This window comes from Pseudescherichia vulneris NBRC 102420 (assembly GCF_000759795.1).
Taxonomy (GTDB): domain Bacteria; phylum Pseudomonadota; class Gammaproteobacteria; order Enterobacterales; family Enterobacteriaceae; genus Pseudescherichia; species Pseudescherichia vulneris.
This window is the reverse complement of record NZ_BBMZ01000008.1, coordinates 301,580-316,296: the sequence shown is the minus strand read 5'-3', so window position 1 is coordinate 316,296 and position 14,717 is coordinate 301,580. Positions and strand designations below refer to the sequence as shown.

Below are 14,717 nucleotides of genomic sequence, written 5' to 3'. Positions count from 1 at the left end.
TGATGTCTGAAGCAACCGTTGTAAACTGCCCAACCTGCGGCCGGAAAGTGATCTGGAACGAGAGCAGCCCGTTTCGCCCGTTCTGCTCTAAGCGCTGCCAGCTTATTGATTTAGGCGAATGGGCCGCAGAAGAGAAGCGTATCCCCAGCGAGGGCGATCTCTCCGACAGCGATGGCTGGAGCGAGGATAAACAGCCTTAAGCCGTTAATTGCCCGGTGGCGCTACGCTTACCGGGCCTACAAACTACGCTAAAACCTACTCGCCGCGTAAGCGGGCGACAATCGGCTGGTTCGCGGGTGGAAAATCGTCCGCGTTCAGCGCCTGTGGCATCAGCCAATCTCCCGGTTGACCCTCTTTGCCCCACGGCTCCCCTTCCCAGCCTTCGACCAGGTAGAACCACAGCGTAATGTGCAGCTCTGGATACTGGTAATCCAGCTTCTCAAACAGCTGCGCGGAGGTGACGGTGATACCGACCTCCTCGTCCAGCTCGCGCGCCAGCGCCTGCTCCGGAGTTTCGCCAGCTTCAATCTTGCCGCCGGGAAACTCTTTCTTATTGGCCATGTGCGCGTCGGCGGCACGCTGGGTAATAAAGATTTCGCCCTGCGGATTGCGAATGATCCCGGCGGCGATATTCAATACTTTCATCAGATTGGCTCCATAAAAAAGGCGCAGAATCTGCGCCTTTGTTTTTTATTGGGTTGCGTTTAGCTCAGACGGCCGTGGCACTGTTTGTACTTTTTACCGGAGCCGCACGGGCACGGGTCGTTACGACCCACTTTACGCTCGCCGGATTGCTCCGCCAAATCGGCCGCGGCCTGCGCGTCGTCGGACTGGTGGCTAAGCTGCTGCATCTGAGCCAGGCGCTCTGCCTCTTCACGACGCTGCTGCTCCATCTCCTCCACCTCTTCCGGCATCCGCACCTGTACTTTTGACAGGGTGCTGATCACTTCATACTTCAGTGATTCAAGCATCGCGGCAAACATAGCGAAGGACTCGCGCTTGTACTCCTGCTTCGGATCCTTCTGCGCATAGCCGCGCAGGTGGATACCCTGACGCAGGTAGTCCATCGCCGCCAGGTGCTCTTTCCACAGGGAGTCGAGCGTTTGCAGCATGACGCCTTTTTCGAAGTGGCGCATCATCTCGGCACCGACGACTTCTTCTTTACGCTGATACACCTCTACGGCGCTCTGCATAATACGCTCGCGAAGCATCTCTTCATGCAGATCCGGCTCTTTGTCCAGCCACTCGGCAATCGGCAGGTCGAGATCGAAATCGTTCTTCAGACGCTCCTGCAGGCCAGGGATGTCCCACATCTCCTCCAGCGACTGCGGCGGAATATGTCCGTCGATGGTCGCCTTGAAGACGTCTTCGCGGATGCTGGCAATGGTTTCGCTCACGTCGCTCACGTCCAGCAGTTCGTTACGCTGGGTGTAGATCGCGCGGCGCTGGTCGTTGGCTACGTCATCATACTCCAGCAGCTGTTTACGAATGTCGAAGTTGCGGCTCTCAACCTTACGCTGGGCGTTGGCGATAGCTTTGGTCACCCATGGGTGCTCGATCGCTTCGCCCGGCTTCATCCCCAGCTTGCGCATCATGTTGGAGACGCGGTCGGAGGCGAAGATACGCATCAGGGCATCTTCCATCGACAGGTAGAAGCGAGAGGAGCCCGCGTCACCCTGACGACCGGAACGGCCGCGCAGCTGGTTGTCGATACGGCGGGATTCATGGCGCTCGGTACCGATGATATGCAGACCGCCGGACGCCAGCACGGCATCATGACGCACCTGCCAGTCCGCTTTAATCTGCGCAATCTGCTCTGCGGTCGGCTCCGGCAGGGCGGCAACCTCTGCCTGCCAGCTACCGCCGAGCATAATATCGGTACCACGACCGGCCATGTTGGTGGCGATGGTCACCGCCGCCGGGTAGCCCGCCTGGGCGACGATTGCCGCTTCGTTGGCGTGGAACTTGGCGTTCAGAACGTTGTGCTTGATACCGGCTTTGGTCAGCTCGTTTGATACCACCTCAGATTTCTCGATAGAGATGGTCCCCACCAGCACCGGCTGGCCGTTGGCGGTACGCTCTTTAATGTCTTCGATGATGGCCTGAATTTTTTCCGCTTCGGTCATGTAGACCAGGTCCGGCAGATCCTTACGGATCATCGGACGGTTGGTCGGCACCACCACGGTGTCCAGCTTGTAGATAGAGCTGAACTCAAACGCTTCGGTATCGGCGGTACCGGTCATGCCTGCCAGCTTCTCATACAGGCGGAAGTAGTTCTGGAAGGTGATGGAGGCCAGCGTCTGGTTCTCGTTCTGGATCTCCACGCCCTCTTTGGCCTCAACGGCCTGGTGCAGACCATCGGACCAGCGGCGACCCTGCATGGTACGGCCGGTGTGTTCATCAACGATGATGACTTCGCCGTCTTTCACGATGTAGTCCACGTCGCGGGTGAAGAGCACGTGGGCACGCAGCGCAGCGGTGACGTGGTGCATCAGCATGATGTTGCCTGGAGAGTAGAGCGACTCACCCTCGTCCATGATGCCTTCTCGCACCAGCAGCTCTTCAATCAGCACCAGTCCGCGCTCGGTCAGGTTAACCTGACGCGCTTTCTCGTCCACGGAGAAGTGGCCTTCGCCCTGGAAGGTATCAGAGTCCTCTTTCTCCTGACGGATCAGGTTAGGGATGATTTTGTTGACGCGCTTGTACATGTCGGAGCTGTCTTCCGCCGGACCGGAGATGATCAGCGGCGTACGGGCTTCGTCGATCAGGATGGAGTCAACCTCATCCACCAGCGCATAGTGCAGCTTACGCTGAACGCGCTCTTCCGGGCTGAACGCCATGTTGTCACGCAGGTAGTCAAAGCCGTATTCGTTGTTGGTGCCGTAGGTGATATCGGCGGCATAGGCTTCACGCTTGGCTGGCGCAGGCAGGCCAGACATGTTGACGCCTACGCTCATACCCAGGAATTCGAACAGCGGACGGTTATTTTCGGCGTCACGCTGGGCGAGGTAGTCGTTGACGGTAACGACGTGCACGCCTTTGCCGCTCAGGGCGTTCAGGTAGGCAGGCAGGGTTGCGGTCAGGGTTTTACCTTCACCGGTACGCATCTCGGCGATGCAGCGATCGTTAAGCACCATCCCGCCCAGCAGCTGGACGTCAAAGTGGCGCATGCCAAACACGCGCTTGCTTGCTTCGCGAACCACGGCGAACGCTTCCGGGATCAGGCTCTCTACGGTCTCGCCTTTTTCAAGACGGGCGCGGAACTCGGCGGTTTTGGCTTTCAGCTCGTCATCGCTGAGCTTCTCCATGGCCGGTTCCATGCTGTTGATGAGGGTGACGGCCTTGCGCATCCGGCGCAGAGTACGATCGTTGCGGCTACCAAATACTTTTGTTAACAGTTTAATAAGCATAATAAATTCTCAAACGCCCCAAAACGGGCAGATAAATTAAGGTGTTGAAACGGTTAATTTAGCTGAGGCGTTGAGGTCCGGCGCGGATCCCCTGCACCTGCGCGAGCCAGCTGGCGACGGTAAACGCAGCGTGCGGTTCAACAGTAGAGACAGGCTGGTGACGGACGATAACCGGCGGCTTGCCCTCTTGCGTCAGCAGGGCGTTAAGCGTATCCAGCAGGGCGAGATGTTGCGCCCGAACGGGCAGCGGCTCTTCGGCGACCGACAGCGCCTGGGGCGTCATTGCAAAAGAGAGATGGCGAATGACGGTGCGAATGGCGTGCTGGTGCCAGTAGTCGACGGTAAAGGTCGGACGGCGGCTGGCTTCGAGCAGCGCAAGGCTGGTGAAATTGACCGGGCTGGTACGGTTATGGTTGCTGGCGGTGGCCTTCTCAGGCTGGGTGGGGCGATCCTGCGTACCGGGCGCGGGCAGGCCAAGACTCGCCGCGACCATCCCTAAAAAGAGATGCGGCCAGAAGTAGCGTCTGCCAAATTGTCGCCAGCGCGTCAGTAATCCGCTCACTTGCTCCACCATTAATGGGTTAAACCTACCCGATTCACATCAACATCCGTTATTTTGCGACCAAATATTACCATTAAAGGCGCTACACGGCAGTAACAATGAGGGGCATAGCCGGGTGAAAATGCTTAAGAAAACAGCGAACGCACCGCTTTTAGCAGTAAATGACGTTTAGATTTGTGCTTCAGAGGATATGAAGAGAAACGGTAAAACCTGGAAACAAAAACGACTGGCGCCCCTGACCGGAGAGAGTGCCAGGTTAACCAGTCGAATTTTTACTAAACGGTCTGGAGGATTATGCCAGTACCGTTGACGGTGCCTTGAATGCCAGCGGCAGCTCAGCGTCGTCCTGGAACGTCACGTACTCCCAGGCTTCCTGTTTAGCCAGGACCGCCTGCAGCAGTTTATTATTCAGTGCATGACCGGATTTATAAGCGGTAAATGCCCCGATAATATTGTGACCACACATGAACAGGTCACCGATCGCATCCAGCATTTTGTGACGCACAAACTCGTCTTCAAAACGCAGGCCGTCTTCGTTCAGTACGCGATAGTCATCAACTACGATGGCACAATCGAAGCTGCCGCCCAGGCACAGGCCACGGGACTGCAGGTACTCGATATCACGCATGAAGCCGAAAGTGCGCGCGCGGCTAATCTGGCGCATGAATGCGTCAGCAGAGAAGTTCATCGCGTAGCGCTGGCTGCTGGCATCAATCGCCGGATGGTTAAAGTCGATGGTAAAGTCCAACGTAAAACCATTGTACGGCTTGAATTCAGCCCATTTGTCGCCGTCTTCGACGCGAACGGTCTCTTTGATACGAAGGAATTTCTTCGCACAGTTCAGCTCTTCGATACCGGCATCAAGCAGCAGGTAAACGAACGGGGCTGCACTACCGTCCATGATCGGGATCTCTGGGGCGTCAACTTCAATCATGATGTTGTCGATACCCAGACCCGCCAGCGCGGCGTTGAGGTGCTCTACGGTAGAAATCCGCACGTCATGCTCGTTGACCAGGCAGGTACAGAGCATGGTATCACGCACAGATTTGGCATCGGCCGGAAAATCTACCGGTGGATTCAAGTCAGTGCGACGATAGATGACCCCGGTGTTGGCCGACGCAGGTCGCAGCGTCAGGGTGACTTTCTTGCCGGTATGTAAACCGACGCCAGTCGCCTGAACGATACGTTTAAGTGTCCTTTGTTTGATCATCGTATAATCTCGCCTAGTTACTAATCCAACCGAATTGTACTATACAACCGGCGGGCCAGTTTAGCACAAAGAGCGACAATGCCCAACTTCCAGCTAATTCTTAGTCAGCCTGCTTACGCAAGAACGCCGGAATATCGAGATAATCTGGCTCTTTTGCGGTCTGCGGCGTCGGATCATTAACCACTTTAGCGGCCGGTTTCTGCTCCTGGCTCAGCGGAGCCATACCGTGCTGCTGATAGCGATCCATCACCGGCTGCTGCTGCTGTTTGTTGGTCACCAGGGTAATTTCAGGACGCTTGTCCATACCGATACCGGTGGCAACAACGGTCACACGCAGCTCGTCGTTCATCTCTGGATCCAGAGAGGTACCGATAACCACGGTGGCGTTATCCGATGCAAAGGCACGGATGGTGTTACCCACGGTTTCAAACTCGTCCAGACGCAAGTCGAAGCCCGCCGTAATGTTGACCAGGACGCCACGCGCGCCGGAGAGGTCGATATCTTCCAGCAGCGGGCTGGAGATAGCCATTTCGGCTGCCTCTTCCGCACGATCTTCCCCTTTCGCCACGCCGGAGCCCATCATCGCGTAGCCCATTTCGGACATCACGGTGCGCACGTCGGCGAAGTCGACGTTCATCAGGCCCGGACGGGTGATCAGCTCGGCGATGCCCTGAACCGCGCCTTTCAGCACGTCGTTGGCTGCGCCAAAGGCGTCCAGCAGAGAGATACCACGACCCAGCACCTTCAGCAGCTTGTCGTTCGGGATGGTGATCAGGGAGTCAACGTGCTTGGACAGCTCGGTGATCCCCTGCTCAGCAAAGGCCATACGCTTCTTGCCTTCGAAGTTGAAAGGCTTGGTCACGACGGCAACGGTCAGAATACCTAAATCTTTGGCCACTTCGGCAACTACCGGAGCAGCACCTGTGCCTGTACCCCCGCCCATACCTGCGGCGATGAATACCATGTCTGCGCCGTCAAGCGCTGCACGCAGTGCTTCACGGTCCTCTTCGGCGGCATTGCGGCCGACTTCCGGGTTAGCGCCTGCTCCCAGACCTTTGGTGATGCCGCCGCCGATCTGGATGGTCTGCCCCACCGCGGTCTTACGCAACGCCTGGGCGTCGGTGTTCACTGCAAAGAATTCAACGCCTTCGATGCGCTCGCGCACCATGTGCTCAACGGCGTTACCGCCGCCGCCACCGACGCCGATGACTTTAATCACCGCGTCGTTGGTCAGTTCCATAGGTTCAAACATAATTTTCTCTCCGATTTTACACATCATCCTTCAAACTGCGTTACGGCTGCAAGAGGGATTCAATGTAAGTACCTGTCGCCTGAGTCCGCTAATATTGTGCGGTCTCTGAAAATATTAAAACTCTTTTCGCAGCCAGCTGTTCAGACGTTTGATCCACGAGCCGACTGACGCACGTTTTTCCACCTCTGCTTCACCACTTAAATGGGACTCCTTCCCGTAGTGCAGCAGACCTACCGCCGTTGAATAGTACGGCTCCTGGGCATAGTCCGTCAGGCCCGTGATATTCAGCGGCGCACCTATGCGCACCTGTGTATGAAACACGCGTTGCGCACAGGCTGCAAGCCCTTCGATCTGCGCTGCGCCGCCGGTTAATACAATTCCTGCTGCAAGATGGTGCTTAACGCCTTGTTGCCGGAGCTGTTCTTGCAGCTGCAAAATTTCTTCGTTCACCAGATTGAGCAGCTCGGTATAGCGCGGCTCAATCACTTCTGCCAGCGTTTGACGCTGCAGACTGCGCGGCGGACGTCCGCCCACGCTCGGCACCTCTACGCTTTCGTCTTTACCGACGATAGCGCCCAGGGCACAGCCGTGGCGAACCTTAATGGCTTCGGCATCGCTTGGCGGCGTCCCGAAGGCATAGGCGATGTCGCTGGTCACCACGTTCCCCGCATAGGGGATCACTTTGGTGTGGCGCAGCGCACCGCCGGTATACACGGCGATGTCCATTGTACCACCACCGATATCGACCACGCAGACACCCAGCTCACGTTCGTCTTCCGTCAACACGGAATAGCTGGACGCCAGTCCGGCAAAAATTAATTGGTCAACTTTCAGACCACATCGTTCAACGGCTTTGACAATGTTTTTCGCCATATCGTTGTGACATGTGATCAAGTGCACTTTTGCCTGCATCCGCACGCCGGATAACCCTACCGGGTTTTTGATCCCTTCCTGGTAGTCAATGGCGTATTCTTGCGGGATCACATGCAGAACCCGATGCTCATCGCGCACGCGTACTGACTTGGCGGTGTGCACCACGTTTTCAACATCTTCCTGGGTCACTTCCTCTTCGGAAATGGGCACCATGCCGATCTCATTCTGACAGCTAATATGCTTGCCGGAGAGCGCCAGGTAAACCGACGAAATCTGGCAGTCCGCCATCAGCTCGGCCTGGTCGATGGCGCGCTGGACGCACTTCACCACCGACTCCAAATCGTTGACCCCGCCTTTATCCATACCCCGCGACGGGCAACTGCCCACGCCAATGATATTGACCATACCGTCGGGCAGAACTTCCCCTACCAAAGCGGCAACCTTCGCGGTGCCAATCTCCAGTCCTACTACCAGTTTTCTGTCCGTCGCCTTGATCATTATTGCTCTGCCTGTGCCTGATTCTGTTGCTGATTAGGATCCACAATAGGTGCCGGTTTCCAACCGACTGCCGCGCCTGAGTCATAGCGCAGATCGACATAGCTGATCTCTTTGCCGTCGGTTTGCGCCTGCTGCTGCAGAACAGGATAGAGTTCTACAAAGCGTGACAGACGTTTCATCGTGTCCCCCCGGCCCAAGTTGAGCTTGATTCCATTGTTCAGCGTCAACTGCCAGGAGCGACGGGCGGTCATCGCCGCCTCTTTCAATGTAAATTTATCCTTTGCCAGCACCTGCCCCATGTCGCGATAGCCCTGTAACACTTCGCTTTCGCTTCCTTCTGGGCCAAACAGCAGCGGAAGATTCTGTTCTTTCGCCCTGTCGGTGGGCACGCTGAACGAATTTCCATCAACGTCCATCATGTGCTGATCATTCCACCGCGCAATCGGGACATATTCAACCAGATGAATCTTCAATTCGTCCGGCCACTGCTTTCTTACGCTGGCCTGCTTGATCCACGGCAGGCGTTCGATCTGGCTCTGGATGATGTTCACATCCTGGGTCATAAAGGTGCCAGGGGGACCCAGCGCCAGAATCGACTGGCGAATATCATCGTTGCGCGTGTAGTGGCGCTCACCGGTGACCACAAGCTTCGACAGCGGCAGGCGCTGCGCATCGTCCATCCAGCCCAGAATCATCCAGCCGCTCACCAACACGGTGCACAGCACCGCCAGCAGGAACACAATTCCTGCAAGACGCGTTCCATTATTCCGCCGGGAGGCAATAACCTCCTCCTCTTCGCGGTTTCGCGTGTTTAGCGCAGCCTGCGACATATCAGTCCGCCAACTCCAGAATTCGTACAACCAATTGCGAGAAACTTAATCCAGCCTGGCGAGCCGCCATTGGGACCAGACTGTGGCTGGTCATCCCCGGCGAGGTGTTCGCTTCCAGCAGATAGAAGTGACCATCGCGATCCTGCATGGCATCGATTCGACCCCATCCACGGCAGCCTAATACGGTCCAGGCCTTTAGTACCAGATCGCGTAACTGCGCTTCGCGCTCCGCTTCTAATCCGCTGGGGCAGAAATACTGAGTCTCATCAGAGAGATACTTTGCCTCATAATCATAGAAGGTTCCTGCGGGTTGGATGCGAATTGAGGGTAAAATTTCTTCCCCTAATACTGCAACGGTAAATTCTGGCCCGCTCAGCCACTTCTCAACTAAGACTTCTTCATCATGCTGAAACGCTAAAGCTAACGCCGCGTGCAGCGCATCGGCCTCGTCAACTTTTGACATGCCGACGCTGGAGCCTTCCCGGCTCGGCTTAACGATCAGCGGCAGGCCCAGGCTGGCAATGTGCTGCTGCACGCTCTCGCTCAGGCCCTGCTCAAACTCTTTACGCGTCACTGCCGCCCACGGAGCGACAGGCAAGCCCGCGCCCTGCCACAGCAGCTTGCTGCGCAGCTTATCCATGGAGATAGCGGACGCCATTACGCCGCTGCCGGTATAGGAGAGGCCGGTCAGCTCAAGCAGACCCTGCAGCGTACCGTCTTCACCGCCACGACCGTGCAGGGCAATAAAGACCTTGTCGAAACCCATGCTCTTAAGCTGGGTGACGTCGGTGTCACGCGGATCCACCGGATGGGCATCCACGCCGCCTTCGCGTAGGCCAGCCAGCACCGCCGCGCCGGAGTTCAGCGACACTTCGCGCTCGGCGGAGGTCCCGCCCAGCAGGACTGCAACTTTATTAGCCATGACGCTCTTCCTCCTGCGACTGCTGCGGCTTCAGTTTATTCTCGGCCAGGCTACGGGCGACTTTACCAATATTGCCTGCGCCCTGAACCAGAATGAGATCGTTACCGGTTAATACCGGGGCCAGCATCGCTGCCACCTGGGCCGCATCCGGAACCAGAATCGGATCGACTTTCCCGCGGCCACGGATGGTGCGGCACAGGGAGCGGCTATCCGCGCCTGGGATCGGGGTCTCGCCTGCGGCGTAAACGTCCAGCATCAGCAGGGCGTCCACCTGGGTCAGCACGTTGGCGAAGTCATCGTACAGGTCACGGGTACGGGTGAAACGGTGCGGCTGGAAAATCATGACCAGATTCTTATCCGGCCAGCCCGCACGCGCGGCTTTAATGGTGGCATCCACTTCTGTTGGGTGGTGACCGTAGTCATCAACCAGCATGGCGCTGCCAGTTTTGCCGTTTACCTGATCCAGCGGGAACGCACCGAGGAAGTCGAAGCGGCGTCCGGTACCCTGGAAGCTCTCCAGCGCCCGCAGGATCGCCTCGTCGTCAATCCCCTCTTCCGTCGCCACGGCAACGGCCGCCGCCGCGTTCAGGGCGTTATGGCGGCCCGGTGCGTTCAGCGTGACCTGTAAATTAGGTTTGTCCTGGCGCACCAGCACAAAGTGTCCCTGCGGCCCGGTCTGCTGGTAACTCTCTACCCGCACGTCCGCGTCGTCGCTAAAGCCGTAGGTGGTGGTCTGACGGCCCACGCGCGGCAGCAGCTCGCGGCATACCGGATCGTCCACGCACATCACCGCCCGGCCATAGAACGGCAGGTTGTGCAGGAAGTTAATAAAGGTCTGCTTCAGGTTCTCGAAGTCGCCCTGGTAGGTATCCATATGGTCGGCTTCGATATTGGTCACGATCGCCACCATCGGCTGCAGATGCAGGAACGAGGCGTCGCTCTCATCGGCCTCGGCAATCAGGTAGCGGCTGTGGCCCAGGCGAGCATGCACGCCTGCGGCTTTTACCAGGCCGCCGTTAACAAAGGTCGGATCCAGTCCGGCCTCGGCATAGATACTGGAGACCATCGCGGTGGTCGTGGTTTTGCCATGCGTCCCGGCGATGGCGATGCCGTGGCGAAAACGCATCAGCTCCGCCAGCATCTCTGCGCGGCGGATCACCGGAATGCGCGCTTCGTTCGCGGCGACAATCTCCGGGTTATCGGCAGAGATGGCGCTGGAGACCACCACGACGCTGGCGTCACGTACGTTTTCGGGGCGATGGTTGAAGTAGATGGTCGCGCCAAGGGCGGCCAGCTGCTGCGTTACCGGGTTTGGCGCAAGGTCGGAACCGCTGATCTGATAGCCTTCGTTCGCCAGGACTTCAGCGATGCCGCCCATACCGGCCCCGCCAATGCCAACGAAGTGAATGTGCCGGACGCGACGCATCTCGGGCACGATTGAACGCAGTTTCGCCAGTTGTTGTGTATTCATTCTCTAAACGCCATAAACTTCTAAAATTCGTGCGACGCAAAAGGCGTCGCGATGGTTAAGCCTGTGCAGCAAGGCTTACGGCTTTAGCTACCCGGTCGGTAGCATCAGGAATGGCTGCGGCGCGCGCGCGCTCGGCCATTCCCAGTAACGTAACGCGATCCCAACTCGCCAGCGTCTCGACGACGGAATCAACGGTAAACTGCGGCTGCTCAAGGATCTTCGCCGCGTGCGCCTGCTCTAACGGCAGCGCATTCCAGTACTGCTGCCGATCTTTATGCTGGAACGGCACAAACAGCGCTGGCAGCCCGGCGGCGGCGATCTCGCTCACCGTCAGCGCCCCGGAGCGGCAAACTACCACGTCGGCCCAGGCGTAGGCTGCCGCCATATCATCAATAAATTCGGTCACGCGGTGCTGCGGCTGACCTGCATCGGCATAGGCCTGCTCAACGGTCTGCTGCGCCCCTTTTCCGCTCTGGTGCCAGATCGTCACCGCATCGCCCAGCCGGGCAGCCACCTGCGGCAGCGTCTGGTTCAGCACCCGAGCGCCCTGCGAGCCGCCAACAACCAGCACTCGCACCGGCCCTTCACGACCAGAGAGGCGATCCGCCGGCAGCGGCAGCGCCAGCACGTCGGTACGCACCGGGTTACCCACTACGTCAGCCTGTGGGAACGCACCGGGAAACGCCTGCATCACCTTGGTAGCGATCTTCGCCAGCCATTTGTTGGTCAGCCCGGCAATGCCGTTCTGCTCGTGCAGCACCACTGGGATACCCAGCGACCAGGCAGCAAGGCCACCCGGCCCGGAGACGTAGCCGCCCATCCCCAGCACCACGTCTGGTTTAAAGCGCTGCATGATCGCCCGCGCCTGACGCCAGGCGTTAAAGATGCGTAGCGGCGCAAGCAGCAGCGCCTTCAGCCCCTTCCCGCGCAGGCCGGAGATACGGATAAAGTCGATCTTGATACCGTGTTTGGGCACCAAATCCGCTTCCATACGATCGGCGGTGCCCAACCAGCGAACCTGCCAGCCCTGGGCCATTAAATGGTGCGCAACCGCCAGGCCGGGGAAAACGTGCCCGCCCGTGCCGCCTGCCATCACCATTAACCGCTTCGGTTGCCCACTCATCGAACACCTCGTGTAAACGCCTGGGCTTTTTCCAGACGCGTTTCATAATCTATACGCAACAGCATCATGATCGCCGTCGACATAATTAACAAACTCGAACCGCCGTAACTGATCAGCGGCAGCGTCAGACCCTTGGTTGGCAGCATCCCGGCGGCCGCGCCAACGTTGACGAGTGCCTGAAAACTAAACCAAATACCGATCGAACAGGCCAGAAAACCCGAGAAGCGGTGGTCGATATCCAGCGCTTTGCGTCCAATAGACATCGCGCGGAAAGCGACGAAGAATACCATCAAAAGCGCCAGTACCACACCGATATAACCCAGTTCTTCGCCGATAATGGAGAAAATGAAGTCGGTATGTGCTTCCGGCAGGTACTCGAGTTTTTGTACCGAGTTGCCCAGGCCCTGTCCCCAGAACTCGCCCCGGCCAAAGGCCATCAGCGACTGGGTCAGCTGGTAGCCGCTGCCAAAGGGATCTTCCCACGGGTTCCAGAACGAGGTAACGCGGCGGATACGGTAGGGTTCGGCGAGGATCAGCAGGACTACGGCTGAGATGCCCATCCCGATGATGGCGATAAACTGCCACAGTTTGGCCCCGGCGAGGAACAGCATCGCCAGCGTAGTCACAAACAGTACCACCACTGTACCCAGGTCAGGCTGCGCCAGCAGTAGCACCGCCAGCACGAGGATCACGCCCATCGGCTTTAAGAAGCCGCGCAGGTTATTACGCACCTCGTCTACCTTACGCACCAGGTAGTTGGCGAGGTAGCAGAAGAGAGAGAGCTTGGTGAACTCTGCGGGCTGGAAGCGCATCACGCCTAGGTCAATCCAGCGCGATGCCCCGTTGATGGAGCTCCCCACCAGCAGTACCAGCAGCAGCATGACAATAGAGGCGATCAGCATCGCCGAGCTCCAGCGCTGCCAGAACTCCATCGGCAGGCGCAGGGTGATCATCGCCATACAAAACGCGAGGAAGATATAGAGCGCATCGCGTTTAGCAAAGAAGAAGGGATCGTTGGTCAGGCGCTGCCCTACCGGCATCGATGCGGAGGTCACCATAATAAAGCCCACCGCCGCCAGACCAAAGGTCAGCCACAGCAGCATCCGGTCGTACATGACCAGGCTATCATCGTCCTTCGGACGTGACCCCATGACCCAGCCTTTAAGCGCGGCAAACAGCCACTCCAGGATACCGAGTCCCGGCAAATGCGGCATGCGTGGCAGCCTCAGGCGAGGAAGTGATAAGCGCATCAGCCTAACTCCTTCGCCAGACGGGTGAACTCATCGCCCCGTTGTTCAAAGTTCTTAAACTGATCGAGGCTGGCACAGGCAGGTGACAGCAGCACCATATCTCCTGGCTTGAGCTGTGGGGCGATAAGGCGCATCGCCTGCTCCATGGTCTCGGTCCGCTGGGCAATCTCAGGGCGTAACGCCGCCAGCTCTGCGCCGTCGCGGCCAAAGCAGTAGAGGCGCACGTTATCGCCGTTCAGGTAGCGGCTCAGGGGCGAGAAGTCCGCCGACTTACCGTCGCCGCCCAGCAGCAGGTGCAGGGTACCGTCGACGTGCAGGCCGTTAAGCGCCGCCTCGGTGCTGCCGACGTTGGTCGCCTTGGAGTCGTTGATCCAGCGCACGCCGTTGTGCTCCAGCGCCAGCTGGAAACGGTGCGCCAGGCCGGTAAAGGTGGTTAACGCCTTCAGGCTGGTGGCTCGCGGCAGGCCTGCGGCATCCGCCAGCGCCAGCGCCGCCAGGGCGTTGGTGTAGTTGTGCTGACCGCTGAGCTTCATCTCTTTAACGTTAAGCACTTTTTCACCCTTCACCCGCAGCCAGGTTTCGCCCTGCTGGCGGTTGAGGTGATAGTCGCCCACGTCGACGCCAAAGCTGATGCAGCGATCGTCCGCCCCCCGAACCGGCATGGTCAGGGCATCGTCGGCGTTGACCACGCAGACTTTGGCATTCTCAAAAATGCGCAGCTTGGCAGCGCGGTACTGCTGCAGACCAAACGGATAGCGATCCATATGATCTTCGGTGACGTTCAAAATCGTTGCCGCCACGGCGTGCAGGCTGGAAGTGGTCTCCAGCTGGAAGCTGGAGAGCTCCAGCACGTACAGCTCGCGGTTGCTGTCGAGCAGCATCAGCGCCGGCAGACCGATGTTGCCGCCCACGCCAACGTTAACGCCCGCCGCTTCCGCCATCTCGCCAACCAGCTTGGTGACGGTGCTCTTGCCGTTAGAGCCGGTGATCGCAATCACCGGTGCCTGGGCTTCACGCACGAACAGTTCGATATCGCCGACGATCTCTACGCCAGCTTCGGCGGCCGCGCTCAGCGACGGGTGCGCCAGGGCGAGACCGGGGCTGGCAACGATCAGATCGGCCGCCAGCAGCCAGTCGTCATTCAGACTACCAAGGTGGCGCTCAACCGACTCCGGCAGCTTATCCAGCCCCGGCGGCGCGCTACGCGTATCCATCACCCGCGGCGTCACGCCACGCGCGAGGAAAAAGTCCACGCAGGATAGCCCGGTTAACCCTAACCCAATGATGACGACCTGTTTACCCTGGTAATCTGCCAT

13 protein-coding genes are annotated in these 14,717 nt (G+C 58.4%); 1 reads left to right on the top strand and 12 read right to left on the bottom strand.

Going from position 1 to position 14,717, the window contains the following annotated elements; genetic code table 11:
- Window positions 1-2 precede the first annotated feature (2 nt).
- The gene (yacG, locus tag EV102420_RS07340; protein ID WP_042390470.1) at window positions 3-200 is read left to right on the top strand and encodes a DNA gyrase inhibitor YacG; all 198 of its coding nucleotides are present in this window, start codon (window positions 3-5) and stop codon (window positions 198-200) included.
- Window positions 201-255: 55 nt separating this feature from the next.
- On the opposite strand, the gene mutT is transcribed toward yacG, so the two are convergent.
- From mutT to murD, 12 genes are all read right to left on the bottom strand, one after another.
- The gene (gene mutT / locus EV102420_RS07335; RefSeq protein ID WP_042390468.1) at window positions 256-645 is read right to left on the bottom strand and encodes an 8-oxo-dGTP diphosphatase MutT; all 390 of its coding nucleotides are present in this window, start codon (window positions 643-645) and stop codon (window positions 256-258) included.
- 59 nt (window positions 646-704) lie between these two features.
- Window positions 705-3,410, bottom strand: coding sequence for a preprotein translocase subunit SecA (gene secA / locus EV102420_RS07330; RefSeq protein ID WP_042390467.1), 2,706 nt, complete (start codon window positions 3,408-3,410; stop codon window positions 705-707).
- Window positions 3,411-3,468: 58 nt separating this feature from the next.
- The gene (gene secM, locus EV102420_RS07325) at window positions 3,469-3,972 is read right to left on the bottom strand and encodes a secA translation cis-regulator SecM (protein ID WP_217996434.1); all 504 of its coding nucleotides are present in this window, start codon (window positions 3,970-3,972) and stop codon (window positions 3,469-3,471) included.
- Between the two features lie 292 nt (window positions 3,973-4,264).
- Window positions 4,265-5,182, bottom strand: a complete 918-nt coding sequence (gene lpxC, locus EV102420_RS07320; protein WP_042390462.1) for a UDP-3-O-acyl-N-acetylglucosamine deacetylase — start codon at window positions 5,180-5,182, stop codon at window positions 4,265-4,267.
- Window positions 5,183-5,282: 100 nt separating this feature from the next.
- A complete protein-coding gene (gene ftsZ / locus EV102420_RS07315) occupies window positions 5,283-6,434 on the bottom strand; it encodes a cell division protein FtsZ (protein ID WP_042390697.1) in 1,152 nt (383 codons plus the stop codon).
- A gap of 114 nt (window positions 6,435-6,548) precedes the next feature.
- The gene (gene ftsA / locus EV102420_RS07310; protein WP_042390461.1) at window positions 6,549-7,805 is read right to left on the bottom strand and encodes a cell division protein FtsA; all 1,257 of its coding nucleotides are present in this window, start codon (window positions 7,803-7,805) and stop codon (window positions 6,549-6,551) included.
- On the bottom strand, window positions 7,805-8,635 hold the full coding sequence (ftsQ, locus tag EV102420_RS07305; protein WP_042390460.1) for a cell division protein FtsQ: 831 nt from the start codon (window positions 8,633-8,635) through the stop codon (window positions 7,805-7,807). Before ftsQ ends, ftsA begins: the two co-directional genes overlap by 1 nt.
- A 1-nt stretch (window position 8,636) precedes the next feature.
- Complete coding sequence (locus EV102420_RS07300; protein WP_042390457.1) at window positions 8,637-9,557, bottom strand: D-alanine--D-alanine ligase; 921 nt, start codon at window positions 9,555-9,557, stop codon at window positions 8,637-8,639.
- The gene (murC, locus tag EV102420_RS07295; protein ID WP_042390455.1) at window positions 9,550-11,028 is read right to left on the bottom strand and encodes a UDP-N-acetylmuramate--L-alanine ligase; all 1,479 of its coding nucleotides are present in this window, start codon (window positions 11,026-11,028) and stop codon (window positions 9,550-9,552) included. Before murC ends, EV102420_RS07300 begins: the two co-directional genes overlap by 8 nt.
- A 55-nt stretch (window positions 11,029-11,083) precedes the next feature.
- Window positions 11,084-12,151 carry an undecaprenyldiphospho-muramoylpentapeptide beta-N-acetylglucosaminyltransferase gene (murG, locus tag EV102420_RS07290; RefSeq protein ID WP_042390453.1) on the bottom strand — a complete coding sequence of 356 codons (1,068 nt, stop codon included), beginning with the start codon at window positions 12,149-12,151 and terminating at the stop codon, window positions 11,084-11,086.
- Window positions 12,148-13,401 carry a cell division protein FtsW gene (gene ftsW, locus EV102420_RS07285; protein ID WP_042390452.1) on the bottom strand — a complete coding sequence of 418 codons (1,254 nt, stop codon included), beginning with the start codon at window positions 13,399-13,401 and terminating at the stop codon, window positions 12,148-12,150. Before ftsW ends, murG begins: the two co-directional genes overlap by 4 nt.
- Window positions 13,401-14,717: a UDP-N-acetylmuramoyl-L-alanine--D-glutamate ligase gene (murD, locus tag EV102420_RS07280; protein ID WP_042390450.1), complete on the bottom strand. Its 1,317-nt coding sequence runs from the start codon at window positions 14,715-14,717 to the stop codon at window positions 13,401-13,403. Before murD ends, ftsW begins: the two co-directional genes overlap by 1 nt.